Consider the following 26458-nt stretch of genomic DNA (forward strand, 5'->3'; position numbering starts at 1 on the left):
TTAGTCGTGTGTGTAGAATTTCACTCCAGGCAGATCTGCTGCCACCCACGAATAATTAATGGTATTACTGTTGTAATTTTTGGTCCCCGCCTGTGCAACCTGTACCTCCTTCAAAATCGTGATCGATGAACCCTTCGGTCTGACAACGACCACATGACCATGCCCATCCGCTTTTTTGATCCCGATGGTAGGATACCCTAGATTTGCTCTTTTTTGAGCATCCTGAAAGGTTACAGAGTCCCAGCCCGGCGCCTTTTTATTCAGTAAAGCATCAGCCATTTGATTGGCTAAACCACTTGGCAAGGAAGCCGACATCGCAGCCATCACATCTTGCGCAAAAATATTACATTTCGTTCCACCTACCGGCGAATACTTTTTGTTTGTTTCTACCTTAAAACCGTCAATTACAGATGCGTAAGTACTTGCACTTCTAGCCATTGAAATTCCCCCTGAATATAAGTTGTAGAGGAAATGACGGAGTCGCTTGAACATCTGAATGGCTCCACATTCATTGATGTTGGCCTCAATTCCCTCTCAACTATTAGGGTGATTTCCAGCTTACTTTAACAACGTAATACCACAAAAAATAAACTTCACTTCTATTTTTCCTATTTAAATTCCATCCACAGCAATAATCGGGGCCTCCGTTTCATTAAGCTGAGAAAATAAAACAACTTTCTCGTTAATCATCACAACTGAAGGCTTTCTTCACTGATTACGGTTGGAACGATAAGCTCAGGAGGAGTCGTAAGCTTAACTTGTGTTAAATAGTCTGCTGCCCCCACCATCAGAGCGATGCCGATAAATAGCACGATCCAATTACGATTCTTTTTCATCATCTGTACCTCTCATTCTTCACTCCGCCCGTTCAGCCACTTGAACCAATGGAGCAGATGACTGAATCGGTATTCATGCTGCGAAGCGTACGTCCATACTTCCGGCTCTTCACCGGGCTCCTTCCAGACGAGCATGGAAAAGTGACCTTCTTCCTCGCTCGCAACCGACAGCAGCGAAAGACAATCATCCCCGAATCGGTATGGAGCCGATTCCACCCAGTAATTCCGCATATCGCTGATCCAGCTGCGGAACTGCTCTGTACCTGCGATCCGCAGCACTTCATCTGGCAGGAGCAGATGCTCGTCGATATCCTTCCAATCCCCCGCATATCGGTACCGCGCTGCCAGCATTGGACTGAGTGGTCGGATTTTACCGGAAGCCAACGTAGGCATATAGGGGACGGGAATGACCGGACCGATACTCTGGATAGCATAAGACCGAGCTTCCTCCTCACTCATTCCGTAAGACATAGCCTCCACGAGAAAATCGTTCCGTCTTACCCCAAACTGATGCTGATACTGTGACATTTCATCCTGTAGCTCCAATACCATACCCTGTACCGTATCTGTTCCGATCATTCCCAAACACCTCTCATTCCAAAATATAGTCGTGCAGTTCCCGTTGCGCTCGATACTTAGCCCAATTGAATTCAGGCCAAGCCGATTCTTCTCTCGTCATGCTCGTCAAACGGGCTTGTAAAAACTCATCCAGCGCTCCATGTTCCTTACGGCTAAAGTCAATCAGCAGCGGAATCGCGTCTGCCGATAGCTCACTCAAATATTCCTTATCTATCACCGATGTCGTACGATACCGTTCGAGATTATTTTCAGCAATCCGTATATCAATGCCCACATAGTTCACGACGACATAGGCGACCAGAGCGAGTACAATATAATATTTCGCCAACGGCAGTTGACGGAAATGAATGCGCACTGCTGCAATAAGCAATAGTAAGCCCAGAAAAATCATAAACGCGTGTACCAAATAGCGGGTGTACGTATAGCCGTATGCTTCTTCGTACATAACCAGCCGGGTATATCCCGAGTACAGCATCACACCCGAACAACCCACGAGTATGTACAGCAGGCCGCTGTTCATTTTTTGCACTATACCTGAGCCAAATTCAGTCCACTTCAATACACTGATCATCAGCACAAAGTTGATACCTGTTACCATAACCAGCTCCCCGAATCCTCTTCTCGCATATTCAGCATACGAGGTTCCTTCGGGCAGAGCACCTTCCCATGCACCAAACAGATATCCGAACTGCAACACAACGAACACAACATACACCAAATTCATGACAATCAGCACCGTAGCGGTGATTACAGGATCAAACTTGATCGCAACCGGCTCGTGGTAAGGCACCATTGGTCGGTCAATCATCACTGAAGAGTGACCATCATGCTCGATGGTTTGGCCATTCGTGCGTTCATCTAACCCGTTCCTTAATTGGGTCTCTCTCTGCGTATTACGCGGAGCAGGCTGTACAAATCCCCACAAGTAGCAGAAGAAACAGAAGGTAAAAAAGCAGGTCCAGATCAGCCGCAGCATGCCACTCCCAAAGGACAGTGTGCCGATCCAATCGGGTATGCCAGATAATAGCTTTTCGAACATCCCATCTGCCGAAGCCAGCAAAGATATGATGATGAACAGTAGCGGCAAGGCAATAAGCAAACCGATTATCACTTTGCCCAATACACGCTTACGCTCATCCTTCACATTCCGAAAGGCTACTGTCTTGACCATCCGAAACGGGGTCACGATATGACGAAAGTTTTGATAAAACCAATGACTTAACGCCTGACCAATAATACCGGGTTCTGACCAGCCATACCTTTTCTCCCCAAACAGCAGCACCATATGTACGCTAATCAGAGCAGGTATCGCCAGCGCATTTAACATATATAGGACCGGATTATTGAACAGCGCATATGTCAATGCCAGCATGATAATGATCACAAACAGCAAACGCCCTATCCATGATCTGGGCTGGAAACGATCTCGATTAAAGGCATACATATAGGCGTAAAACACAATAACAAAAATTGGCATAGACACGCCCAGCCCATGTCCGTAAAACAGATATTGATGAACCAGCGCCAACACAATTGCGCCAGCAAAGGCGGACAGAAATGACGTTTTCGGCAAAGACGTTCCATTCATCTTGTCATGCATGGTAAATACCTCCACAAATATGCTTTATAACCCTTATTGTAGATGATAAAATAAGAAGATAAAGAGAAATTAATTCAAACAAAATTTCCTATTTTATAAAAGTGGCTACGCTTTTAATCAAATATAGGGGAAACGGAGCAACCTTGAATGAAACTCCATGCCCAATTTTTAAGGCTTCACTCACACGCAGCTGACGACAAGGACGAAAACCATACCATAGAGACGACGCTGGATGAGCTGGCGGCTATTTTTGACTGTACTCACCGCAACGCCTTGATGATCATTCAGAAAATGGGGCAGCATGACTGGATACAATGGACTCCCCGCCGAGGCAGAGGTCGCCGCTCCAGTCTGCGCTTCCTCATTCAGCCGGAAGACATTGCCGTGCAATCCATGATGCAAGCCATAGACCGCCATGATATCAAACGCGCGCTGGATGAGATCCGAGTCCATTCACGCTCCTCCACCATGCAGGAGCATTTGCAAGGCTGGCTGCTGAATTATTTTGGGCATCACGCGGAGGTGCGAAGTGATCAGCAGCAGATCGACACGCTGCGTCTGCCTATTCGCCAGCAGCTCTATACGCTGGACCCTTTGTACTTGAACTGGCTCGCCGAGTCCTTCGTATCCAGCCACGTCTTTGATGGTCTGGCCCGCCGGGCGAACGAAAGCGGCGAGATTTTGCCGGGATTGGCGCACGCTTGGGAGGTGGACACCACTCGTACACAGTGGACCTTTTTCCTGCGCAAAGAAGTGCTGTTTCATAACGGAAAAATACTGACCGCTGAAGACGTCGTCTATACGTTTGAGCGACTGAGTCGGGCGCCGGGAAGGAGACTTTATCATTTTATCGTCCGGCAAATTCAGCACGTCCAGGCGTTAAGTCCGACGATGGTACGCTTCGTACTAAAGGAGCCAAACGAGCTATTTTTATCCTTCCTGTGTACCAGCCGGGCTGCGATTGTGCCGCGTGAGCTGAATCAGGTGGGTGAAGCCGCCTTTGGCATCCGCCCTATCGGTACAGGGGCATTCAAAGTCACGGAAATGAACGAAAGCCTGTGTACACTGGAGGCATTCGCACCTTATTTTCAAGGCCGAGCTCATCTGGACCGAGTGGAAATTGTCCAACTCCCGTGGGCGACTAAGCTGGAATCATCGGATACGGAAGACACCGCTTCTTCTTTTCACATTATCCATAATCCCGTATCAGCGGGAGATACGGATACCGCATGGAGCCAGATTCACTCGGCGGCTTCGGTACGCAAATTTATCACATGTAATACACACAAGGATGGACCGTTGCGCAACCCAGAAATACGTGCCCGCATTGTAGCATGTCTGGATCATCGCTCCCTTCCTCCAGCAGTGGATTCATCTAACGATTCTTATGAACCACTAGCGGCGCTGCAAATTGCTACCATTCCCGAGTATAAAGCGGACGCAGACCGGGTTGCGGCTCAGCTCGAATCCTGTGGGTATACCTGTAACATCGTGGCCGCATCTATGAACGAATTCAAAAGCTCATCTATCCGTATGGAGTCAGACTTAATCATCTTTTCTCTCTTTCGTGACCGTGATGAGCAATTACGCCTGTTTGACTTGTATCTCAATGTATCTGGGCATGTGGAGCCTCATAGCCGTGTGGATATCGAAAGACTGCTGCGTGAAATTGCACGGGAGGCCGATCATCCTGTTAGGGCGCAGCAATTTGAACATATCGAAACTCGGCTCATGAATGAGCACCAGCTGCATATTTTATATGAAAAGCCCGTTCAGACGGCCTATCTCCCTTCTGTACGCGGTGTATCTTTTAACAGTCAGGGCTGGGTGGATCTGCGTCATGTCTGGTTTCCGCCTGCTCAACTTCCAACTCCCCACTCTTGACGGCAAAAGTGCTCCTTCAAATGCACTTCACATCAAAAAAAGGTATCCTCTTCTTCAGAAGAGGATACCTTTTGGAGTGCCGTTATCTAGAACCTCTAAGCCGATGGTTCAGGAGTTGAAAGTGCCCAGCCACCTACCCCATGACTGTGAACATCATTCGGATCTTCTACAGGGGGAGCAATAGGTGAAGAAGTCAGGATGATAAAAACGTTAAATACCAGCAGAGAAAAAACGAGCTTTTTTATCATGGAAGTATTCTACCTCTCCAAGTAGATTTTTATATTCTGCTTTGTCCTCAGAAGAGGCAGTATGCCGATATTTTTCGAATAATCCTACACATTTAATCGTTACAGGATTACCGTTCAGCACGACGGAATAGGAAAGGCTCTCAAGCAAGAATTTCATACCTTTGGTATAACGATGTTTGTTGAGATCATAACAAGCCATCTCTGCCAAAAATCGTGCATAGAGATCTGCTGACATTTGCTCCGTATAGGTGCCTACCTTGACATGCTGATCTGCAAATGCCGCAATTTGTTTTTCAAAACGTTGCAGTACATGATCCACATTAAAATCATAACGATTGGCTGCCACCATAATTTTGAGCAAACCTACCAGAATTTCGCCTTCGTTTCTTTCCAAATAGTCCACGTACTGTGGAATCACATCCAGACTGCCGGACATCAGCTGATATAGATACCCGTTGGCCTCAGCCCAGTTACTGCACTGATCCTTCAAACGACGCGCTTCCTCTGTATCCTCCTGTACCCAGCTCAAATCAGAATACAAGGATACATATTCCAGCGCTTTTTGATAATCCCCGCGCTCATCACACACCCCGGCACGCAGCACGTAAGAGTATACAATATACATAAACAAGGGACCTTTGGGTTCCTTGCCACGCTCGGATTTTCTCGTATTTCCGTATTTTTGTTCATATTGTACCTTGGCCCTGTGACCCATTTTTTCAGCTAACCACTCTACTTTATCCCAACGTCGCAAGGAAGCATAGGTATTCGCCAGGTCTTTTAAGGCATCCAGCTGATCTGCTTCACCCAATCGTTCCACAAAGCTTTCAAAGTGTGTGGCTGCCCATAAATTTTCGTCCTGGTCATCGCCAACGGCAATCGTAAATAAACGGTATTGGCAGAGCGCCAGACGCTCTGAATGTTGGTACTTCTCACTTTCCGAAACATTTTTATAAATAATCGCCGCAGCCTCGAACTTGCCTTCACTGAATAATTCTTCTGCTGTCTCAAACAAAGCTGGGGCGTATATGAGATAGTCCATCATAAACTCCACGACTTGCTTAATACAATCCAGTTTGTTCAGCTCTGCACAGCGATGCAAAAAGGGACGAACCCGTCGCCAATTCGGTGCCGTATTCCGTATAAATTCATCAATGTATAACTCATAGAGGCTTCCTTCTTCAAGCCCCATGCCTGCAGCAATCCGATCCAACAGCAACATCGCAATCGGACGATTACCGTTAATAATGGCACTGATCGTTCCTGCATTAATACCTGTGTTCTCCCCAAACTTACTAATCGTAATTCCTTCTCGTCTGATGTACTGCTCCAGCTCTGCGCGAATTGTGGTTGTTTCCTTCAAATCAGGCACCCCCAGGGATTACTTGCATGATTACAATACAAAAAAAGAAAATTCCCGTGAATATTCCCTTAATTATACAAAAGAAAGCCCGCTTAGCCAACCGCTCAAGTAAATTTATATCAAAAAATTCAATAATTCTCCGAATTGCCGTATACTACGGGGAGGTGAGCCGAATAGCTACACCCAATCGGTACGCAGGAAGGATACGACAAATGGACAACACCCCTACAACAGAACAAGAAATTGCACAATGGATGGTCGCGCAGATCCGTGAAGTGGGCACCCTGAAACAAGAAGATGCAATTGCATATGTACGCTCTGAGTATGGAGAGCAGTATGTGTTTATAAGCGAGCATGGTCATGTATCTCTGGAAAAAGAAATCAAAAAAGCATTCCGCAAGCTTCATGGTGGCAGAATTGCCTGGGATCGTGACGGATTTCTCTGGGCCTGGACTTAACAAAGCAAAAGCATCTGCCCTAGGCAGGTGTTTTTTTAATGATTTATCCATATATCCTCTGGAGTCGGTTAATTTCTTCCTTCACAAACTGTCGGAGTGCTACAGGCTCCACAACTTCAACCCTACCGATCCAATCCATAGCATCGCGACAGGCCACTTCATAACTATACATGTTGACCGTTAGAATGAAATGACTGCCTTCCTGTACAGACTGGATGATTTCCATTCTTTTCGCTATAATTCCCGCTTGCTTCTTATTCGTTCGGATCAGAACGGGATAGTATTCTTTCTCTGTACAAAGCTGCTTAAACGCGGTTTCTTGCCTCATCCAATGATGTTCCAGCGAAAAATCCACCGGAACCTCAAAGACTTCCGCAGACGGCTGAACCTCCTTGATTCGCTCACACTTAAAGGTCCGAATCTCCTGCCCAACTTCACAGAAGGCAATGAGATACCAATCTCCTTTTTTCACCACAAGTCCGTAGGGATGCACATGACGGGATGAACAGATTCCATCAGCTTTCTCATATTGAATGGTTATTTTATGGGACCCCCACACCGCAGCTCTTACGGATTCAAGACAAGGAATTGCTATACGTTCCGTCCACCACGGCGTATCATCAAAATAAAACCGCGCTTTGGCTTTCTTAATATCGGACTGATACGGGTCTGGCATCGTCTGTTCCAGTTTGAGCAGAGCATTCTTTAACTTCAAACCCGATTCGGTGGGCCCGCCTGTATAAATGCCCATCCCTGTTAAATACAACTGAATGACATCCCCGCCATTCAACTGTTTCAGGTTCGCCGTATAACCCTCCATTAAATAAATTCCGCCCTTCGGGCCGGATGCGGTAACAATCGGAACGCCGGCTTCAGCCAGGAGGTCGATATCCCTGTAAATGGAGCGTACAGAGGTTTCCAGTGCCAACGCCAATTCCTTGGCCTTCATTCTCCCTCTAGATTCGATACATAATAAAATCGCGATTAAACGATGCAGTCTCACAATCATACCTCCACAATAGATGGTTAACCCGAATTGAAAAGATGATGCAAAGATTGTTGACACCCTGTTGGCAGTAATAGGTGTGTATCATAGAAGTAAAGGGGTGTAATGGATGATGAATATTGGAATATTGGGGACGGGATTCGGCGCATATCATGCCTCACTGTTAAACAACCATCCCAGGGTAAACAGAATCATGGTATTTGGAAGGAACGAAACCAAGCTGCAAAAGCTGAAAGAGGAGCTAAACGTAGAAGTCACACAAAATATAGAGGATATTCTGCTGGATCCAGACGTGGATATCGTCGATCTATGCCTGCCCTCCCACCTGCATAGGTCATATGCTGTGGATGCGCTGAAGCACGGTAAGCATGTATTTTGTGAAACACCCGTTTGCTTTAATCTCGAAGACGCTCTTCTTATGCAACAAGCTGCGGAGCAATATGGCAAAAAGATTCTGGTCAACCAGTTCATTAAGTTTGATCCCGCCTATACCTATCTATATGAGGCATACCGCCAACAGAAATATGGGAAGCTCATTTCCTTATCTTTGAAAAGAGAAACGCCTCCTCTGTGGGGGGATCTTGGACTAAGCTCCATCCCTACTCAGTTCATGATTCATGAACTGGATTTATTGACCTGGCTATTAGGCCCCTGTGATCCATGTACAGTCTGGGGTACAGAAGTTACCCATCCTGAACAAGCACAGGTTCGGGCTTACTTTCAGCATCGGGATACATTCACAGAAGTCATCGCCTCATCCCACATGCCGGGAAGCTACCCCTTCACAGTGGCCTATGAGGCTTATTTCGAAAAGGCCAAGCTGGTATTTCATGAAAGCGACGAAAACGATCTTATACCTACCGCATTATATGAGTATACCGCATCAGGACAGCAAAAAATCAACCTCGAATCTGCCAATCCATACGAAAAAAGTTTGGATCATGCACTTGAATGCTTTGGCGGACATTCGGAAAGCCTGATTCCACTGGAATCGGCTGTACAAGCGCTGAAAGTGGCTATTGAGATTAAAAGCAGACTGGGGCAAGGCCAGCTTTAGCCCGGTATCTACGGAAATCAGCTTCCTATAAGGAAGCTGTATCCGCAGGCAGGGAAACTTCGTCCGCGTAGTTCGTTGCCATAATCTTGGCTACCCCGGCCGGATCGGTTGTCTGCCCCAACGCCCACATCATTTTCGTCACCAGCGCTTCCGTTGTCATGTCATACCCCGGAATAACACCCTTCTCCAGTACCTTTTGCCCCACTTCGTAAATCGTTAAATCCCCGCCCTCATAAGGACATTGAGTAGTCACGACAATACTCATACCGTCCTTCATCAGTTCCTCGATTTTACTGATCAGGCTTCTTTCTTTAAAAGGGACGCCGCCCATACCAAAGCCCTCAATGACGATACCTTTATAGCCCAGGCCCTGAATGGCATCGAAAATCGCCGGATTCGTACCCGGAATCAGCCTGAGCAGAAATACTTCGGAAGCATACCCGTCGTTGTATGGATGACGAACGGTACTGCGATTTGCAAATACGCCCTCCGTATAGACCACCTTACCGTTCTCCACAAGGCCGATGTACGGATAGTTAATACTCTCAAAGGCGTTATAGCTGCGTGTTCTGATTTTCGAGCTGCGGCTGCCGTTGATAATTTTGCCGTTAAACACGACAAAAACCCCGGCCACCTCGCCACATGCGGTCAGGAATGAGTCGATTACATTTTTTTTGGAATCGCTGTGCTCCGCCAAAATGGAAACTTGTGAACCTGTCACAACGACGGGTTTGTTTACGGTTCCCAGCATGAAACTCAAGGCTGAAGCCGTATAAGCCATCGTATCCGTACCGTGTGCAATGACAATGCCGTCGTACTGATCGAGCGAACGATGTACCATCCGGGCGATGGAAGCCCAATCCTCAGGTTGTGTATTTGTGCTATCAATGCTCATCAGATTATGGGCATCAATCTCGCAAATCTCCTTCAGCTCCGGAATTTCCGCTAAAATATTTTCAGCCGATTGGGTCGGTGTCAGGCCGTTTTCCTGATAGGAGGAAGAAATGGTCCCTCCGGTATTAATGAACAAAACCTTTTTCATATGCCAAGTTCCTTCCCGATTACATCTTCACTGTATTGTTCTTAGAATTTATCATGAATAAGTGTGATAAGCTACTTTGCAATGGAAAAGAATTTGGGATAAGAGGGGCCAAAAAAGCACGACAAACAAGCGCGGGCTTTCCTTCCTCCTGCGACTTGTCTAACGTGCTTTTTACTATAGGTGCAATAAGTCTACAGCGTTGTACATACCTATAACCCATCCACGTACTTTTTATGGGGATACAGGCTGCTCCTGTGGCGCTCTCTGTACCAACGCTTTGCCCAGAAACTGCCGTGTCCGTTCTTCCTTCGGATTGGTGAAAAACTGCTCCACGGGTCCCTGCTCCACGATCACACCATGCTCCATCAGCACAACCCGATCCGCTACATCTCTCGCAAAACCAAGCTCATGCGTGACAATAATCATCGTATTGCCTTCACTCGCCACCTTTTGGATCACGGACAGCACTTCATCCACCAGTTCAGGATCAAGTGAGGATGTCGGTTCATCGAACAACAACACCTGCGGATTTAGTGCCAAAGCACGGGCAATCGCAACTCGCTGCTGCTGTCCACCCGAAAGCTGGGCAGGATAATAGGTCATACGATCCTTTAACCCGACCTTTTCCAAAATGCCTTCACTGATCTCCCTCGCCTGCTTACGATCCAGCTTTTTCACACTGGTCAGACCAATCATCACATTATGGAGTGCATTCAAATTTTTAAACAACTGATATTGCTGAAATACCATTGCCGTTGCCATCCGTAGTCCGAGAATGTCCTTTTTTCCCGCCTTGGCGGCATCGACCTTTACACCGTTAATTTCAATGACTCCGCTGTTCGGCTGTTCCAAAAAATTAATACTGCGCAGCAGCGTGGACTTCCCCGATCCGCTTGGGCCCAGGATGACTACAACTTCTCCCTTGCCTACCGTCAGGTCTATGCCCTTCAACACATGATGCTGCCCAAAATGCTTATGAATTTGATGAAGTTGAATCATACCCTTACTCACTTCTTTCGTAAATTCGAATACGCTTCTCCAGCACGACAAGCCCGCGCTCAATAATAATACACACCAACCAGTAAATCAGAGACACCGCAACATATACCTCAAAAAAAGCCAACGCCCGCGCGCCCATAATTTTAGCCTGTCCCATCATATCGACGACACCGATCATAAAAATAAAAGACGTATCCTTCACCGTACTGATCAGCGTGTTTCCCAAATTGGGCAAAGCCACCGTCAACGCCTGTGGTAGCACAATTTTGAGCATAATCTGTGTTTGACTCATCCCGATGGAATTGGCAGCCTCAAATTGTCCCCGGTCGACTGAATGAATCGCCGCCCGGAACGTCTCCGACAGATACCCCCCGAGATTTAGTGAAAATGACAACAATGCGAAAACCTCGGGTGGAATCACGTAGATATTTAATTGCTGTAAGAAACCGTATTCGCTCTGAAAATAATATAAAAACTTGGGTATTCCATAATATACGAGAAACAGCTGCACAATGAGCGGTGTTCCCCGGATGTAGGAGACATACAGCGTAGACAGTTGCGCCAAGACAGGCACCTTGTATATCCGAATTAACGCCGTTGCCAACCCGATAATCGTACCAAGCAGCATGGACAAAAATGCAATCCATAGCGTAACGGGTAGATACTCAACGATCCGGGGAAGGCTTTTCAGCATATAATCAAGGTCAAACAGCTTTTCCATAGGAACCTCACTTTACCCTTTACATTGTTGTTACTGCGGGATATATTCTCCGCCTGTCCATTGTTCAGACAATTTTTTCAGTGTTCCGTCCGTTTTCAACTCTTTAATAATCGGGTCGATTTTAGCTTTCAGCTCTTCGCCCTGCTTATCCTTTTTGAACACCAGATTGATATCATCCGTTTGCACAGGATCACCTATCGCTTCGACCTGCAAACCTTCCTTCTTGATCGTAGCAGCCGTCATGACTGGATCATTCACATAAGCGTCCACCCGGCCATTTTGCACGTCTTGAAGGTTATCGGACGAAGTGCCTGTATCATTGTATTTCAAAATAATTTTATTCCCATTCTTCGCATTATATTGTTCCAGCAATTGTGTGTAGGAATCGCCTACTGATGCGGCTACCTTCTTGCCTTCCAAATCCTTGAGAGAGTGTATATCCGTTCTGCCTTTTTTCACAACAATGACGGATTGTGCCTGAAAGTAGGATTCATCCGAGAACAAATATTTTTGCTCGCGCTCAGGATTTTTGGCGATTTCATCTGCTACGACCTGAATCTTGTTCGATTCCAGCGCCATGAAAATTCCGTCCCAGCCAGAAGGTACAAACTCAAACTTGTAGCCGTCCAGCTTCTTGTCGATCTCCTTGACTACTTCCACATCGTATCCGGTCAGCTCGTTTTTTTCATTCGTAAAAGCAAACGGCGGGTAGTCATTTTGTGTGCCGACATAGATTACCTTATCCCCCGATGCCGCATCCTTCGAGGAACATCCACTCAAGGCACCCGTTAATAACACAAGAGACAGGCCAATCGCTGCTACCAAAGCAGATTTCTTCATATATGACATCCCCTTTTTAATATCCAAGTAATTTACTATGATTTTATATTATAACGGGTTATTCAAATAATACAACAAGTAAATTTCATTTCGATTATTTATCCATATGTTGCACAAAAAAAGGACCCTTGCGGGTCCACTGTTATCCATGAAGCGGAAAACGCTCTGCTGGATGTTCCGGCAAAATGGACGAGATCAACCGTCGTACAGCCGGATGAGCAGATTCAAAAATCTGATCCTTCTCATCACAGCGCTCAATCAATCTCCCCTGCTCCATCACAGCAATGCCATCACAGACGGCATATGCCGCCCGAATATCATGCGTGATGAACAGATATGACAATCCAAACGAAGATTTCAGTTCTCCCAGCAGGGATAAAATGTGCATCTGGTGAACCATATCGAGGCTGCTGACGGACTCATCCAGCACGATCAGCTTTGGCTTGAGCGCAATCGCTCGTGCAATATTGATCCGCTGCAATTGTCCGCCACTGAACTGATGCGGATATTTAATCCGGTCCTCTGGCTTGAGGCCGACCCGTTCCAGCAGGCTTTCGACCGTTCTTTTTTGTTCCTGCGCCGATAACCGTTCGTAATTGTCCAATGGCTCCCCAATAATCTGCCCGGCGGTCATTCGGGGATTTACAGCAGAGTAGCAGTCCTGAAATACGACCTGCATATCCCGTCGCAGTCCCCTGCGGACTTGGGGGCTCGCATTATAAATGTCCTGTCCCTGGAACAGCACCTGACCCTCCTGCGGCCTCTCCAGCCCCAGAATAACCTTGCCCAGCGTGCTTTTACCAGCTCCGCTGGTACCAAGTAAGCCCAGGCAAAACCCACTTTCTATAGTAAGCGAAACGTTAGCCAACACAGGAGGACGTGGTTCAGAGCGACCCAGCCATTTGCGCCTTCCGTAGCTATGAGTTACTTTCTTCACTTGTAGCATGCGCATTCGCTCCCCTTTTGAAAGTGTAACCGTCGAACAGGCGACTAACCACCTACCTGATTTATGCCCTGAATGGACAACTTGGGTCTGACATGCAGCAGCATTTTCGTATATTCATCCTGCGGGTGATCGAACAACTGATGGACCTCAGCCTGCTCAACAATACGACCCTGCTGCATGACAGCCACTTCATCCGCCAATTGGGAAATGACGCCCAGATCATGCGAGATCAGCAAAATGGACGTATCGTATTCCGTACGCAAGCGATCCAGCTCTCTCAGCACCTGTAGCTGATTGACCACATCGAGTGCCGTCGTTGGTTCATCCGCAAAAACCACTGCTGGCCGCAGACACATGGAAATGGCGATCATGACCCGTTGCAGCATCCCGCCGCTCAACTGAAACGAATAACGCTTCATCAGCTTGGCTGGATCGGGCAGATTCATATTTTCCAGAGCCGTTATGGCAAGTTCATGGGCCTGTCGTTTGGTTAATCCGGTGTGCGTGCGGACCGTTTCCATAAACTGAGCTCCGATCGTATACACTGGCGTAAAGGCACTCATCGGATTTTGCATAATAAACGCGATTTCCTTGCCCCGAATACGGCGCATCTCCTCGGCCGCCATTCCGTTCAGCTCACGCCCGTTCAGACGGACACTACCTTCCACGTCCATCGTCTGGTGATCCAGCAGTTGGAGCAACGCTTTACAAGTCACCGTTTTGCCGCTTCCACTCTCGCCGACAAGACCCAGTACCTGTCCCTTTTTCAGTTCAAAATGAGTTGGCTCCAGCAGAGATACCGCCCCGGCATCGGTTTTGAGCTTCACCTGTAAGCCGCTGACCTCCAGCACCTTCGCCCTGTCGTCCATCGTTGTAACTCACTCCCGTTTTACTGACGTTTGGCAATTCCGTATCGGTCGGACAGCGCCTCCCCCAATATATTGAAGGCCATCACCACCACCAGAATCATAACCCCCGGATATATCATTAATTCCGGATGACTGCGGATGTATCCCGTTCCCTCATGAATCATCGCTCCCCATTCGGGAGTCGGCGGCTGAATGCCTAGACCAAGGAATGACAACGCGGAAATATCCATGATCGCCCAGCCCATTTCCAGCGTACCAATGACCACAATCGGCCGCAGCACATTCGGAATAATATGCCGCCGGATAATGGCCCCTGAGGAGGAGCCGCTAATCCTTGCAGCAGCTATAAAATTCCGTTCTTTCAGACTGACGACCATATTGCGGCACATTCTGGCATAATACACCCACTGCACCATCATCAAGGCAAGCAGCACCTGCATGAGGCCCGGCCCAAAAATACCGACAATGCCCAGCACAAGCACCAAATTCGGAAACGCCATAATGCCCTCGCAAAACCGCATCAGCACACTATCGACCCAGCCGCCCACATAACCTGCTAGCGACCCGACCACAACGCCGATGCTAAGCGAGGACAGGAAAATTAATGTCGCAAAGCCGAGGGAAATCCGCGCTCCATACAGCAACCGGGATAAATTGCACCGACCCAAATGATCGGTCCCCAGCCAGTATTCTTTCGAAGGTCCCTCCAGCTTGTGCAGTAAATTGACTTTAACCGGATCATGGGGAGCCAGCCAAGGAGCTAGCGCCATAATGATAAAAAGAGCAGCCAGTACGACAGAGCAGACCACGATTACCTTTTGACCTTTGAACATTGTACGCAACCTTATCATCACTGCTCTGCTCGTCCCTTCGATGAAATTCGGGGGTCCATATACAAATGCACCAGATCAACGAGCAAATTGCATACGATGAACAGGCATGCCGCCAAAAACACATAGCATTGTATGACGGGAATATCCCGGTTAAAAATCGCTTCCACAAAATAACGGCCAAACCCGGGCCATGAAAACACTTGCTCCACAATAATTGTTCCAGTCAGAAGCTTACCCAGATTCATACCCATACTGGTAATCAGTGGAGCGATGGCAATTTTTAGTACATGCTTGAGCATGATCACCCGCTCACGTATTCCTCTAGTTCTGGCATACTGCACATACGTTTCCTGAAGCTGCTCCAACACACTGGAACGCAGCAGGCGCGTATATAAAGCAATCAGAACCAGCGACAGGGTCAACGTGGGCAACACCAGATGTTGCCACGTTCCTCGCCCCTCTACAGGGAGCCAATCCAATCGGACAGAGAAAAAGAAGATTAACAAATATCCCAGCCAGAACTGGGGTATAGACGCGCCAAAATATGAAATTCCTCGACTAAGCATGTCGATCCAGCCATTTTTACGCATCGCCGCCAGCACGCCCAGCGGAATACTCACCACAATAGATAACACCATACTGCTCACAGCCAATTCAAAAGTGGCGGGCAGCCGAACCTTGACCTCATCCCACACCGGCTTGTTGGTCAGATACGAAGTACCAAAGTCCAATTGACTGATTCTTTGAAGTGTATGCATATACTGCGTCAGCAAAGGCTGATCCAGCCCGAACTCATGTCTTTTCTGCTCCAGAATCTCTGGAGTAGGATAAATATGAGCAGCCGTCAAATAGGCCTCGGCCGGATCAACTGGTGAAATATGAATCAGTGCAAAGGTAACGAGGGTGGCAAAGAGAACAATAGGAATGACCGCTACCATTCGCTTCCCGATATAGCTGATCATGAGTTGTCCTCCTATCCTGTAAACTACCGTTACCTTTCGGTTTCAACTACTTTCCGATTTCAATTCCCTCAAACGGATTTTCATCCCGGTTGGCCGGGAATACAAAGTTTGTAATCTTTTTCTGGTACACTGCCGTTTTCTTAATATACGAAATAGGCACAATGGCAGATTGCTCCTGAAGCGTCTTCAGAATCGAAGCATACAGCTCTTGACGCTTGGTTTCATCTGTCGATGAGAGCGCTTCGTGTACTTGCTGATCCAGATCTTTCTTCATCGGAAGGGCACTCAGCACCTCGGAAATTCCGAAGCTCTTCTTAGCAATGACATTAATAAAGGAGTGCGGATCATAAGGCGCACCATAGTTGTACCAGAAGTACAGATCAAACTGGTTGGATCTAAGGCGCTTGATTTGAACCGTCAGCTCCAGTCCGGTCAGGTTCACTTTGACACCCAGTTCTCCCCATTCGGCCTGAATGGTTTCAGCCATCGCCTTTTGGATCGGATCGGTTTTATCAAAAATCAGCTCAAAATCCAGCTGTTGTCCGTCTTTTTCCCGTACCGTACCGCCTGCGGGCAGCTTCCAGCCAGCCTCATCCAGCAATGCTTTGGATTTTTCCACATCATAGCCAACAGGCTGTAAGTCCACATTCGTATACGGATAGTTTTTAGATAAAACCGTATCCGCTTTTTCCTCCAGCCCCGAGGTCACACCTTCCACCATTGCCTGCTTGTTAAAGCCATGCTGGAGTGCCAGACGTACCCGAAGGTCTGCCAGCTTGGGATTGGATGAGTTGAGTAACAGGCTTCTTGTACCGACAGGCTCGGACAGCGTGGTAACATACTGATTCGTGTCGCGAAGCTGTTTGAAAGCATCCAAACTAATGACACCCTCTCCATAAATCAGATCCAAGTCGCCTTTCTCAAAGGCCATTACACGGGTTTCACCATCGGGAATGATTTTTACCGTAATTTTATCCACCTTCGGTGCAGTACCCCAATAGTTCGGATTACGCTTAAAGGTTGCATATTCATCTTGCTTGTATTCATCTAGCATCCAAGGTCCTGTACCTACAGGTTTCTTAATTCCTTTGGACGTATCTCCATCATCCGGGAACCCAGCTTCACCCAGAAAACGGAACGGGCGAACGACAGACAAATCCTGAAGCACTGGGTAGTATGGCTCTTTGAGCGTCATTCGGAAGGTGCTGTCATCTACAGCTTCAGTTTTGTCGAGAACGCCTACTATACCAAGCCAGCTGTGCGTTTTCTCATTTTTCATGATAGCATCAAAGTTCTTTTTGACAATGGCCGCATTAAATAGCGTTCCATCCGAAAATTTCACACCTTTGCGCAGCTTAAACGTATATATTTTGCCGTCCTTGGATATAGTCCAGGATTCAGCCAAAGCAGGCTCCAGCTTACCTCCTTGCTTGTAGCTGACTAACGGCTCATAAATCATAGATTGTGCAAAAAGTTGGGAAGGATTGTATACGTGAGGATTCATCGTACCAATGTCACGCGGCCACGATAGTGTGATCGACTTTTCATTGGCAGCTCCGTCAGTTGAGGTGGATGCAGGCGTGTTCTCCTGCTTCGCACAACCCAAAACAACGGATAATAAGAGGAGCGCCACCAACATAAGGGTGGCAGTCTTGCGGTGTCGAACGGACATCAATGTATTTCCCCTTTTCTATATATGTGATAATGATTATCATAATCATATTTAGAATAGGTACCACGTTCTATTTTGTCAACAATATTCGACAAGCAATCCTCATATTTATTTTAAATTTGTTTAATATTAAATTTATGGCTTAATTCTCCAACGTTTGAAACAGAGTACGCGTGTACTCATGCTGTAACAAGTCTTCATCCCATTCCTTAAATATTTCCACGATCTCCCCCTGAACCATGACGGCAACGCGATCACAAAACTGACGAGTAGATTGGAGATCGTGAGTGATGAATAGGTAGGACAACTGACGTTCCATCTGCATTCTTTTGAGCATGTCCAGTACAGAAGACTGCGTTGTCGTATCCAGATTGGCGATCGATTCATCGAACAAGATAATATCCGGCTCCACCGCCAACGCTCGGGCAATACATACCCGCTGTTTTTGCCCGCCACTCAGCTGTGCTGGGTATTTTTCCAGACTGTCAGCCTCCAATCCTACTGATTCCAATAGGGACAGACAAATATCCAGCGCCTGCGCTTTTCGCTCAGGAAAATAGTTGTGGATCGGCTCCATTAAAATATCTCGAATCGTCATACGAGGATGCAATGAGGAGGACGAATCCTGTGCAACCAACTGGATTCGCTTGTACAGCTGAACGTCCTTCATCTTTTCGAAATGTATAGGCTGATGATCCAGCCAAATCTCCCCTGAGGTCAACGACTCCAGCCCTAGAATACATTGTGCCAGCGTGCTTTTGCCACTTCCACTTTCTCCTACCAGTCCAAGACATTCCCCCTGTCGTAACTCCAGACTCACCTTCTTCACGGCCTGCTCGCTATCTTGCGTGCTGAACCAGCCTTTTCTCCGTTTACGGACAGGGTATGCTTTGGTCACATTCTTCAATTCCAGCATCACTGGTGCATCCTTCCTTCCGGGCTCATCTCCAACACTCGATCCGCTATGCGACTCATACCCTGGCGATCATGTGAAATCAACAATATGGTGAGATCAAAGTCTTCTCTCAGCTGTTGCAGCAATGCCAAAACCTTGTCGCGGTTGATAACATCCAACGCCGTAGTAGGCTCGTCGGCAATAAAGAGGCTCGGACCGGAGCTTAACATTGCAGCCAGCAGCACCCTTTGACACATGCCTCCGCTTAGTTCAAAAGGATATGACGACAAAATATGCTCAGGATCTGCAAACCCAACCTTGCGGAGCAGAGAGCGCAAATAGGCCTCCCGCACTGGAGTAGCGCCTCCTCTGGCTATCTCCGTGGCACGGCTCAGCATCTGCCGCATCCGTGGCAGCACGCCCTGCGGGTGGACTTGCTGCGGTGCAGTGTGGGATGGGACAGCATCAGCGTGCTCCGGCACTATCTGGTCGTGCGGCATCGGACGCCGCCCGTGCAGTCTAAGCGTATCCATCAGTTGGGCGCGGACAGTCCGGATCGGATTCAACCCGCTCAGCGATTGTTGAATGAGCAGGGCAATATCCTCTCGGCGCAGCCTTTGCCAGCGCCGTTCCTGGAACGGGAGAATGTCTTCCCCGTTATAGTAGATACGCCCTTGCGTAACACCGATACCTGACTCCAGCATGCCTGCGATTGCGTGTGCGGTCAGGCTCTTGCCGCATCCGCTCGGTCCGGTCAGGGCCACAATCTCCCCTGAATATATGGAAAAGCTCACATCCCGCAGCAGTGGTTTGCTCCCGCTTCCGCTTGCTCCTACGCCTGTGCGGCAGACTTCCAAATGTTCCACGTGTAACAACGGTTTTCGCCCTGCCACTTGTTCTAACGTATCCTTGCCCCCAAGGGCTATTTGATCTTCCACTATTTGGCCGCCCCCTTTTCCGAAAAGCGGTCGCCCAAAAGCTGGCAGGCAAGTACGAATAGCATAATCGCCAAGCCCGGGAAAATCATGACATGCGGAGCCACCTGAAAATATGAGGTTGCATCATGCAGCATCACGCCCCACTCTGGCTTGGGCGGCTGCACACCCAGTCCAAGAAAGGACAGCCCAGCGATCATCAGCACCACGCGTCCGATATCCCATACCGCATAAACCAACAACTGCGGCAACGCTTGTGGCAATACATAACGTCTCAGTATACGTACGTGTGAATTGCCGGATAAACGGGCATACCGAACGTAGTCCTCCTGACAGGCTTTTTGAACCAGACTACGGATATACCGGACATAGCCCGCCCACCGTACCGCAATAATCGCAAGAGTCATGTTAACAAAACCCGGGCCCAAAATGCCCACAATTGCCACCGTTAAAATAATATCAGGAAAAGCCAGTACGCCGTCGATTCCCCGCATAATCAGCTGATCCACGCGTCCGCGCACATAACCAATGAGCAACCCTATAGGCAGACTGAAGCACAGCGTAGCTACAGTAATTGCACATGCGATTAGCACGCTCGTCCGAATCCCGTAAATTAGCCGTGACAGCACATCCCGACCCAGATGATCCGTACCGAAAGGATATTTCCGACTGGGTGGTGCCAGACGGTTCAAAAGATCCACTTGAAGAGGATCATGAGGAGCGACCCATGGAGCCAATAACCCAAGCAGCACAATCAGGCCAAACAGTACGCCTCCTGCCAGCAAGCTCCCTTGAAAGGAAAGCCGTATCTTTTTCATTTTCAGCTTCCCCCTTAACGCAAACGTAGCCTCGGATCTATCGCCGTCTGGACCACATCCACCAAACACTGAACTCCTACAATTAAAAATACGGCGAAAATAACATACCCCTGAATCACCGGATAATCTCGCTGTGTAATCGCATCTATAAAATACTTGCCCAACCCCGGCCATGAAAAAATGGTCTCGACGATGACATTACCTGCCAACATAAATGATAGATTGGTACCTAGCAGTGTAATCATAGGCAGAACCGCATGCTTAAATATCTCAAAAAATAGGATATGCATACGTGAAAAGCCTCGAGCCTTCGCTGCTTTCACAAAATTCCGGTCACCCAGTTCCAGCATTTGAGCGCGCAGTACACGGGCTTGCACAGCTCCCAAACCTGCGCCAAGAGTCAGCGCTGGGAGCACTAGATGTGTCCAGTCCTCCCTTCCCATGGATGGGAGCCAGCCCAAGCGAACGGAGAATAGATAGATCAACAGAAACCCAAGCCAAAAAGAGGGAATCGACGATCCCAGCAGGGCAAACAGCCTGCCCAGACGATCCAGTAGGCCGCTGATTTTTAGCGAGGCAGCCAGTCCCAGCCCCAGCGTAAGCACCGTCATGACGGCAAAGCCCGCAGCAGCTAGCTCCACAGTAGCAGGCAGTCTGTTCCATAGTTCGGCTAGCACGGATTCCTTGGATACATACGAGGTACCCCAATGCCCCGTGAACACATCTCGCAGCCAGTTCACATATTGAATATGAAGCGGCTCGTTTAAGCCCAGTTCCTGCCGTAGCGTCGTCAACGCCTCCTCAGAGGCAGGGACATTATGTGCGGTGAGCAAAATGGTAGCAGGGTCACCAGGAGCCAGCCTCATCAGTACAAAAGTCAGCGTGGATACAACGAATACAATGATGAGCAGCTGCGCCACACGTTCCAGTATAAAACGAATCATAGGATACGCAGCTCGTTATTCCGCAATATCGGATTGCGCTGTAATGTAGTAATACTCGATCGGATGGGGTGTAAAACCCTTCACCCCTTTTTTCACACCAAACACATTATCAGGATGCACAATGAACGACTGTGGCAAATCCGTATTGATGATATCCAGCGCTTGTAGTGTCACAGCATTACGCTGCGCTGTATCCTTCGCCAGCTTCAAGCGGTTAAGAATACTCTCTAGCGGCTTGGAACTATACCGGCTTACATTGGCTTCGCTTTTCGAAGAATAAAACATGTCCATAAAATATTGCGGCTCTCCTGTATGAGCAGTAAGCATACTGTACATAGCAAAATCCCAATCGTTTTTGGTCAACGCCTCATCGATATTTTCCACCTTGCGAATCTTGACCTGGATTCCCTCTTTCAGCAATTGGCTTTGGATGACCTCAGCCATAACAGAGAGCTCCGGACGCTGAGGGAAAGTCAGCAGCGTAACCTCGAACGGCTTGCCTTGCTTAGTCCATGTCCCTTGGGCGTCCTTCTGCCAGCCATCCTTCGTTAACAACTGCTCCGCCGTTCCGTCCAGCGCTTTACGCTCAACTTTACCGAAGGGAAGAATGCTCGGGAATGGGCTGCTTGCTTCCGTACCGAAGCCCCTCATGACGGCACTCACAATCGATGTGCGTGGAATTAGGCTGTCCACCACCTTACGGTTCGCCGCATCCTTGAATACTGGCGATTCCATATTGTACACGATCATATGGGTGCGCAAGGAGGGAGCCGACAGCACTTGTAGCTTGTCGTTCTTTTTCAGTACCTCTGCGTTATCAACCGGAATATCCGTCGCTACGTCCACCTCGCCGGATTGCAGCGCCATCAGGCGCGAATTCCCGTCCGTAATGAACTTCATCGTCGCTTCAGCCAGTCGTGCCTTCTCGCCCCAATATCCGTCATAACGCTCTACGACCAAGGATTGGTCCTTGTTGAACGCTTTGATTTTAAAGGCGCCTGTCATCGCTGGGTAACTCTGCTCATCTTTCATCGATGCCACATCCAGTACAATCGTCGATGGATCAGCCAGATTGGACACCAGCGCCGCGTTCGGCTGGTTTGTCGTGATTTTCAAAGCCAGCGGGCCGCTTACATCAATGGACTTCACATTTAGTAAATCCTTCGCCAGATGGCTTTTCTCGATAGAGCGCAGCAAAGACGCTTTTACACTTGCTGCATCCATACTCTTTCCATCATGAAAAGTGACTTTATCCTGCAAGCTGAACGTCCAAACTGTAGGACTATCCTGCTTCCACTCCTTTGCCAGCCAAGCCACAGGCTCCAGCTTTTCATTCAAACGCACCAGAGTCTCACCTGCACCGGATCGCATCACATCCCAGCTATTATCTCCGTGTGGGTCAACGCCTGACGGTTTCCATGTATACGCCATTACCAGCTTTTTACCTGCCGCTGTTTGTTGTGCTGACGCGTTTTCACCTTTGCCGGAGCTATCCGACGTCTTATTGCTGGCACATCCCGAAAGAGCCATAACTGTCAGCAACAGCATCACCCCTGTACATATCAACCATGAACGCCTGCTACGATTGCTAATCATTCGATGAATCCCCCTCTATCTTGTAAAAGCATATAAACCTAACGCAAAACGCGAAAAAAGCATTCCGGACTACTTGATCAGCAGTCAGAAATGCTTTCATTATAAAATGTCAAAACTCACCTCGAAGCCAACTCCAAAAACATAGAAGGGATCAGATCGGTTTCAGACATTCCGTATGCAGCACGCCTAACCACCTCCCCAGCATCCCGTGGGTCTGACAGTGATGTCAAAACAGGCAGGTCTCCTGACTCCAGGCGCATCTTTCAGGCCTTCCCGGTTCTTCACAGTTCCAGTGGCTGTTCTGAAAGCTCCAGCAGTATCCTGCTGATGCCTGTATACAGTGGCGGGCCCGTGTCGGAATCAACCGAACTTCCCTTTTAAGTGAACACGCTCAACAACCATCTACATGGTCTCAACAAAACCCCGTACATAGAGTCGTCCGGCTCACACCTGTTTTCTTCCTTTATTTCTTTCAATTACGATCTTATTTTGTTGTCACAGGCTTGTCAATAAATGCTGCACAATATTTTAAATTTGAATGATGTGGCGAGAATAAAGGTGATGTCTATTCATTGCGTGCACGAAATGAACGTGCTAAAATTAGGTATAGAGATAATCATCGTGTCCGTATACTAAAAAGAGTCTTCGCCGCGCCAACGGCAAAGACTCTAGGACTTGAAAGGCTGTGGATCACCACCACGGCGCGCTGCATAACTAAATGTTAATGCAAACGAAACCCACCGTTAGGGGCCAACCTAATTACGCGGTGGGTTTTCGCTTGTTCCGAAATTTTCGACGTAGCCAGCGATAAAGTTTACGAATACTAAACACCAGACTTAGTAACGTAACCACCCAACGCAACACATCGTAGCACGACACAAGTGTGACCATCGGCTTCACCCCCTTTCGGGAAGCTGCACCGTGGTCCGAAAACATCCACCACTATTCAAAATCCATAAGGTAAATTATACCACGACCTCGCCCACTACTCTAGCAAATTCCTCTAGTAAATAAATCAACTTAAGAGTTAACTTTAGCGCCACTGCACAGTCGGACAGGGCCAATATCTATATGTCCCCAGACGGCAAAAGGGTATCTACTATTTAGGCAGCGCCTCTCAGAAAAATCAGGAGGAAGGACGCGGCGTGTACTATTATGACTTTACTTCGAAAATCCAAACCCCGATCTTTATACAGGAAGAGGGTTTCATCAATAACTTCATGCTGCTTAATAAATAACTAGTTCTGGATAATTCCATGCCAAAAAGCCGGAAAAGAGGCATACGTCCTCTCTCTCCGGCTATCTTTATTTATTCCTAATCATCAAACCTTCTGTGGAACCTCCTGAACCGTCACGCTTTTGACCGATTCGCCCTGTTTTCTCGTCAAAACGATGTTCAAGACAATCGCTGTAATCGAGCCCGAGACGATACCATTTTGCAACAGCATTTTGGCAAAGCTCGGCAGCTGGTCGAACATTTGTGGCAGAACGGCAGAGCCTAGGCCCACGGCAATACTGCATGCTGCGATCAGCAGATTGCTTTCCTTCCGCAGATCCACTTCTGACAGAATAGACATGCCTGATGCAGCGACCGAGCCGAACATGACGATCATCGCTCCGCCCAGCACAGCGTTAGGAATCACTGTCGTTAAGGCAGCCAGCTTAGGAAGCAAACCAAGAACAACCATGATACCGCCCGCAGCAAAAATAACGTTCCGCGATTTGACACGTGTGAGTGAAATCAAACCAACATTTTGTGAGAAAGCTGTATAAGGAAACGCGTTAAAAATACCCCCAAGCATAATCGCAAGTCCTTCGGAACGCAGACCATTGACGATCTGCTTCTGCTCCACCTTCTGATCAATCGCTTTGCCTACTGCCAAATAAACGCCAGTAGACTCAACCATACTGACAATATTGACGATAATCATCGTACAAACTGCCATAATGCTAAACTCTGGCTTACCAAAATAAAACGGCTGCGCAACACTCACCCATGAGGCCTCCGCCACGGGAGCAAAATGCACCATTCCCATTCCATAAGCAACCACTGTGCCCGCGAACAACCCAATAAGCACGGAAATCGAGCGCAAAAAACCTTTTGCCAACCGATTCACAAGCAGAATAACCAGTAGTGTGACTAACGCCAACAGCAAATTACGTGGCTGTCCAAAGTCCGAACTGCCCTGGCCCCCTGCTACATTGTTCATCGCCACCGGAATGAGAGATAGACCGATAATCGTAACGACCGAACCCGTAACCACCGTCGGGAAAAAGCGTAGCAGCTTGCCATACAACGGTGCTGCTAACACCACGAATATACCAGACAAAATAATGGCACCATATGCTGTCGCTAAATTTGAGGTCGAAGCAATCGCGATAATGGGCCCTACTGCCGTAAACGTACAACCTAAAATGACAGGCAGTCTACTACCGAAAAAGCGTGTGCCCATAATCTGTAATAACGTAGCAATCCCGCAAGTGAACAGATCGGCAGCCACCAAATAAGCCATCTGGGCTGGCGTCAGGTGCAATGCTCCCCCTACAATTAGAGGTACAGCAATTGCTCCAGCGTACATCGCCATGACATGCTGGAAGCCCAGCGCGAATAACTTTTGTTTACTTAACATCCCACATTCTCCTTAACGGGAGGAATCACCGCGCCAGCTTCCTCTATAAAATGAACCTCGCCCGGTGCCATGGAAGCGATACGCGCAAGAGAACGTACGGCAATGCCTCTTTGCTCCAACAGTCCACGACCTTCCTGGAAGCTCTTCTCAATCACACAGCCAACCCCGGCCAGCTCCGCTCCTGCTTCCTTCACAATATCCGTAAGTCCGACCAAGGCTGCGCCAGTAGCCAAAAAATCATCTACGATCAGCACATGGTCGCTGGCATCGAGATATTTTTGGGAAATACTCACCTGATAGGTTTCCTGCCGAGTGAACGAATGAACCTCTGCGAAGTAGACCTGCTCATTCAGCGTGATTGCCTTCTTTTTCTTCGCATAAATGAACGGGACCCCCAAGGCAATAGCAGTAGCCATAGCAAATTGAATACCACTAGCTTCAATTGTAAGCACCTTGGTGATCGGAGCACTGCCGAAAAGGCGTGCAAACTCCTTACCAATCTCCAATGCTAATGCTGTATCTACCTGATGATTCAAAAATGAATCTACCTTTAATACGGTGTCAGATAAAATTTGTCCCTCTTGACGAATACGTTCCTCCAAAGCTTTCATTATGCGAGTATCGCTCCTTCTGTACTTTAAAATAGTATAAAACCTGCCAAAACCAAAAAAAGGACAGGCTCCCTTGAGTTGTTTCTCAAGTGAAGCCTGTCCTTGGGGTTGTAA

25 protein-coding genes and 1 riboswitch are annotated in these 26458 nt (G+C 48.0%); of the genes, 3 read left to right on the plus strand and 22 right to left on the minus strand.

Translation table 11 applies throughout. The features are described from left to right. The 4 genes from KAI36_RS25975 to KAI36_RS25990 form a co-directional block, all read right to left on the minus strand. Positions 1-438 (minus strand): hypothetical protein, encoded by a 438-nt coding sequence (locus tag KAI36_RS25975; RefSeq protein WP_071643906.1) that lies wholly within the window; start codon positions 436-438, stop codon positions 1-3. Positions 439-689: 251 nt separating this feature from the next. Then, a complete protein-coding gene (locus KAI36_RS25980; protein WP_220028223.1) occupies positions 690-839 on the minus strand; it encodes a hypothetical protein in 150 nt (49 codons plus the stop codon). A gap of 9 nt (positions 840-848) precedes the next feature. Then, complete coding sequence (locus KAI36_RS25985) at positions 849-1415, minus strand: hypothetical protein (RefSeq protein WP_220026401.1); 567 nt, start codon at positions 1413-1415, stop codon at positions 849-851. A gap of 13 nt (positions 1416-1428) precedes the next feature. Beyond that, positions 1429-3015, minus strand: a complete 1587-nt coding sequence (locus tag KAI36_RS25990) for a DUF4153 domain-containing protein (RefSeq protein WP_220026402.1) — start codon at positions 3013-3015, stop codon at positions 1429-1431. A gap of 147 nt (positions 3016-3162) precedes the next feature. On the opposite strand from KAI36_RS25990, the gene KAI36_RS25995 reads away from it, so the two are divergent. Then, positions 3163-4899, plus strand: a complete 1737-nt coding sequence (locus KAI36_RS25995) for an ABC transporter substrate-binding protein (RefSeq protein ID WP_220026403.1) — start codon at positions 3163-3165, stop codon at positions 4897-4899. A gap of 210 nt (positions 4900-5109) precedes the next feature. On the opposite strand, the gene KAI36_RS26000 is transcribed toward KAI36_RS25995, so the two are convergent. Continuing rightward, complete coding sequence (locus tag KAI36_RS26000) at positions 5110-6510, minus strand: helix-turn-helix domain-containing protein (protein WP_025721983.1); 1401 nt, start codon at positions 6508-6510, stop codon at positions 5110-5112. 212 nt (positions 6511-6722) lie between these two features. Between KAI36_RS26000 and KAI36_RS26005 the strand changes: the two genes are divergently transcribed. Continuing rightward, positions 6723-6968 carry a DUF6953 family protein gene (locus KAI36_RS26005; protein ID WP_013312611.1) on the plus strand — a complete coding sequence of 82 codons (246 nt, stop codon included), beginning with the start codon at positions 6723-6725 and terminating at the stop codon, positions 6966-6968. Positions 6969-7011: 43 nt separating this feature from the next. On the opposite strand, the gene KAI36_RS26010 is transcribed toward KAI36_RS26005, so the two are convergent. Beyond that, complete coding sequence (locus KAI36_RS26010; RefSeq protein ID WP_220026404.1) at positions 7012-7971, minus strand: helix-turn-helix transcriptional regulator; 960 nt, start codon at positions 7969-7971, stop codon at positions 7012-7014. A gap of 112 nt (positions 7972-8083) precedes the next feature. Here KAI36_RS26010 and KAI36_RS26015 point away from each other — a divergent pair, with 112 nt between their 5' ends. Further along, on the plus strand, positions 8084-9031 hold the full coding sequence (locus KAI36_RS26015) for a Gfo/Idh/MocA family protein (RefSeq protein ID WP_220026405.1): 948 nt from the start codon (positions 8084-8086) through the stop codon (positions 9029-9031). A gap of 25 nt (positions 9032-9056) precedes the next feature. Here KAI36_RS26015 and KAI36_RS26020 read toward each other — a convergent pair whose 3' ends face one another. From KAI36_RS26020 to KAI36_RS26095, 16 genes are all read right to left on the minus strand, one after another. After that, on the minus strand, positions 9057-10073 hold the full coding sequence (locus KAI36_RS26020) for an asparaginase (RefSeq protein WP_220026406.1): 1017 nt from the start codon (positions 10071-10073) through the stop codon (positions 9057-9059). A 231-nt stretch (positions 10074-10304) separates the two neighbouring features. Next, complete coding sequence (locus KAI36_RS26025; protein ID WP_103744489.1) at positions 10305-11072, minus strand: amino acid ABC transporter ATP-binding protein; 768 nt, start codon at positions 11070-11072, stop codon at positions 10305-10307. Positions 11073-11076: 4 nt separating this feature from the next. Then, complete coding sequence (locus KAI36_RS26030) at positions 11077-11793, minus strand: amino acid ABC transporter permease (RefSeq protein ID WP_023990975.1); 717 nt, start codon at positions 11791-11793, stop codon at positions 11077-11079. Between the two features lie 30 nt (positions 11794-11823). After that, complete coding sequence (locus tag KAI36_RS26035; RefSeq protein WP_023990976.1) at positions 11824-12633, minus strand: transporter substrate-binding domain-containing protein; 810 nt, start codon at positions 12631-12633, stop codon at positions 11824-11826. A gap of 142 nt (positions 12634-12775) precedes the next feature. After that, a complete protein-coding gene (gene nikE, locus KAI36_RS26040; RefSeq protein WP_220026407.1) occupies positions 12776-13585 on the minus strand; it encodes a nickel import ATP-binding protein NikE in 810 nt (269 codons plus the stop codon). 38 nt (positions 13586-13623) lie between these two features. Continuing rightward, complete coding sequence (locus KAI36_RS26045; RefSeq protein WP_220026408.1) at positions 13624-14448, minus strand: ABC transporter ATP-binding protein; 825 nt, start codon at positions 14446-14448, stop codon at positions 13624-13626. 20 nt (positions 14449-14468) lie between these two features. Further along, complete coding sequence (gene nikC / locus KAI36_RS26050; RefSeq protein ID WP_080682961.1) at positions 14469-15299, minus strand: nickel ABC transporter permease subunit NikC; 831 nt, start codon at positions 15297-15299, stop codon at positions 14469-14471. Beyond that, entirely contained in the window at positions 15299-16243 is a 945-nt protein-coding gene (gene nikB, locus KAI36_RS26055) for a nickel ABC transporter permease subunit NikB (protein WP_071558037.1), read from the minus strand. The genes nikC (KAI36_RS26050) and nikB (KAI36_RS26055) overlap by 1 nt, the downstream gene beginning before the upstream one ends. A gap of 46 nt (positions 16244-16289) precedes the next feature. Continuing rightward, positions 16290-17915 (minus strand): nickel ABC transporter substrate-binding protein, encoded by a 1626-nt coding sequence (nikA, locus tag KAI36_RS26060; RefSeq protein ID WP_220026409.1) that lies wholly within the window; start codon positions 17913-17915, stop codon positions 16290-16292. A 142-nt stretch (positions 17916-18057) separates the two neighbouring features. Then, on the minus strand, positions 18058-18834 hold the full coding sequence (locus tag KAI36_RS26065; RefSeq protein ID WP_220026410.1) for an ABC transporter ATP-binding protein: 777 nt from the start codon (positions 18832-18834) through the stop codon (positions 18058-18060). Next, positions 18831-19748: an ATP-binding cassette domain-containing protein gene (locus KAI36_RS26070; RefSeq protein ID WP_220026411.1), complete on the minus strand. Its 918-nt coding sequence runs from the start codon at positions 19746-19748 to the stop codon at positions 18831-18833. Before KAI36_RS26070 ends, KAI36_RS26065 begins: the two co-directional genes overlap by 4 nt. Further along, positions 19748-20563: a nickel transporter permease gene (gene nikC, locus KAI36_RS26075; protein WP_053326421.1), complete on the minus strand. Its 816-nt coding sequence runs from the start codon at positions 20561-20563 to the stop codon at positions 19748-19750. Before nikC (KAI36_RS26075) ends, KAI36_RS26070 begins: the two co-directional genes overlap by 1 nt. Positions 20564-20577: 14 nt before the next feature. Beyond that, complete coding sequence (gene nikB / locus KAI36_RS26080) at positions 20578-21507, minus strand: nickel ABC transporter permease (protein WP_220026412.1); 930 nt, start codon at positions 21505-21507, stop codon at positions 20578-20580. A 15-nt stretch (positions 21508-21522) separates the two neighbouring features. Continuing rightward, positions 21523-23103, minus strand: a complete 1581-nt coding sequence (locus KAI36_RS26085; RefSeq protein ID WP_220026413.1) for an ABC transporter substrate-binding protein — start codon at positions 23101-23103, stop codon at positions 21523-21525. 217 nt (positions 23104-23320) lie between these two features. Continuing rightward, positions 23321-23524, minus strand: a riboswitch (cobalamin riboswitch). 901 nt (positions 23525-24425) lie between these two features. Beyond that, complete coding sequence (locus KAI36_RS26090) at positions 24426-25733, minus strand: nucleobase:cation symporter-2 family protein (RefSeq protein WP_025720185.1); 1308 nt, start codon at positions 25731-25733, stop codon at positions 24426-24428. After that, a complete protein-coding gene (locus KAI36_RS26095) occupies positions 25727-26344 on the minus strand; it encodes a xanthine phosphoribosyltransferase (protein WP_025720187.1) in 618 nt (205 codons plus the stop codon). The genes KAI36_RS26090 and KAI36_RS26095 overlap by 7 nt, the downstream gene beginning before the upstream one ends. Between the last annotated feature and the right edge of the window lie 114 nt (positions 26345-26458).

Source organism: Paenibacillus sp. S02, from assembly GCF_019454065.1.
Classification (GTDB): Bacteria; Bacillota; Bacilli; order Paenibacillales; family Paenibacillaceae; genus Paenibacillus; species Paenibacillus polymyxa_B.

Coding starts and splice junctions, on each gene's coding strand:
- KAI36_RS25975 (WP_071643906.1), bottom strand. CDS start 438: ATGGCTAGAAGTGCAAGTACTTACGCATCTGTAATTGACGGTTTTAAG.
- KAI36_RS25980 (WP_220028223.1), bottom strand. CDS start 839: ATGATGAAAAAGAATCGTAATTGGATCGTGCTATTTATCGGCATCGCT.
- KAI36_RS25985 (WP_220026401.1), bottom strand. CDS start 1,415: ATGATCGGAACAGATACGGTACAGGGTATGGTATTGGAGCTACAGGAT.
- KAI36_RS25990 (WP_220026402.1), bottom strand. CDS start 3,015: ATGCATGACAAGATGAATGGAACGTCTTTGCCGAAAACGTCATTTCTG.
- KAI36_RS25995 (WP_220026403.1), top strand. CDS start 3,163: ATGAAACTCCATGCCCAATTTTTAAGGCTTCACTCACACGCAGCTGAC.
- KAI36_RS26005 (WP_013312611.1), top strand. CDS start 6,723: ATGGACAACACCCCTACAACAGAACAAGAAATTGCACAATGGATGGTC.
- KAI36_RS26015 (WP_220026405.1), top strand. CDS start 8,084: ATGATGAATATTGGAATATTGGGGACGGGATTCGGCGCATATCATGCC.
- KAI36_RS26020 (WP_220026406.1), bottom strand. CDS start 10,073: ATGAAAAAGGTTTTGTTCATTAATACCGGAGGGACCATTTCTTCCTCC.
- KAI36_RS26025 (WP_103744489.1), bottom strand. CDS start 11,072: ATGATTCAACTTCATCAAATTCATAAGCATTTTGGGCAGCATCATGTG.
- KAI36_RS26030 (WP_023990975.1), bottom strand. CDS start 11,793: ATGGAAAAGCTGTTTGACCTTGATTATATGCTGAAAAGCCTTCCCCGG.
- KAI36_RS26035 (WP_023990976.1), bottom strand. CDS start 12,633: ATGAAGAAATCTGCTTTGGTAGCAGCGATTGGCCTGTCTCTTGTGTTA.
- nikE (WP_220026407.1), bottom strand. CDS start 13,585: ATGCGCATGCTACAAGTGAAGAAAGTAACTCATAGCTACGGAAGGCGC.
- KAI36_RS26045 (WP_220026408.1), bottom strand. CDS start 14,448: ATGGACGACAGGGCGAAGGTGCTGGAGGTCAGCGGCTTACAGGTGAAG.
- nikC (WP_080682961.1), bottom strand. CDS start 15,299: ATGATAAGGTTGCGTACAATGTTCAAAGGTCAAAAGGTAATCGTGGTC.
- nikB (WP_071558037.1), bottom strand. CDS start 16,243: ATGATCAGCTATATCGGGAAGCGAATGGTAGCGGTCATTCCTATTGTT.
- nikA (WP_220026409.1), bottom strand. CDS start 17,915: ATGTCCGTTCGACACCGCAAGACTGCCACCCTTATGTTGGTGGCGCTC.
- nikC (WP_053326421.1), bottom strand. CDS start 20,563: ATGAAAAAGATACGGCTTTCCTTTCAAGGGAGCTTGCTGGCAGGAGGC.
- nikB (WP_220026412.1), bottom strand. CDS start 21,507: ATGATTCGTTTTATACTGGAACGTGTGGCGCAGCTGCTCATCATTGTA.
- KAI36_RS26085 (WP_220026413.1), bottom strand. CDS start 23,103: ATGATTAGCAATCGTAGCAGGCGTTCATGGTTGATATGTACAGGGGTG.
- KAI36_RS26090 (WP_025720185.1), bottom strand. CDS start 25,733: ATGTTAAGTAAACAAAAGTTATTCGCGCTGGGCTTCCAGCATGTCATG.
- KAI36_RS26095 (WP_025720187.1), bottom strand. CDS start 26,344: ATGAAAGCTTTGGAGGAACGTATTCGTCAAGAGGGACAAATTTTATCT.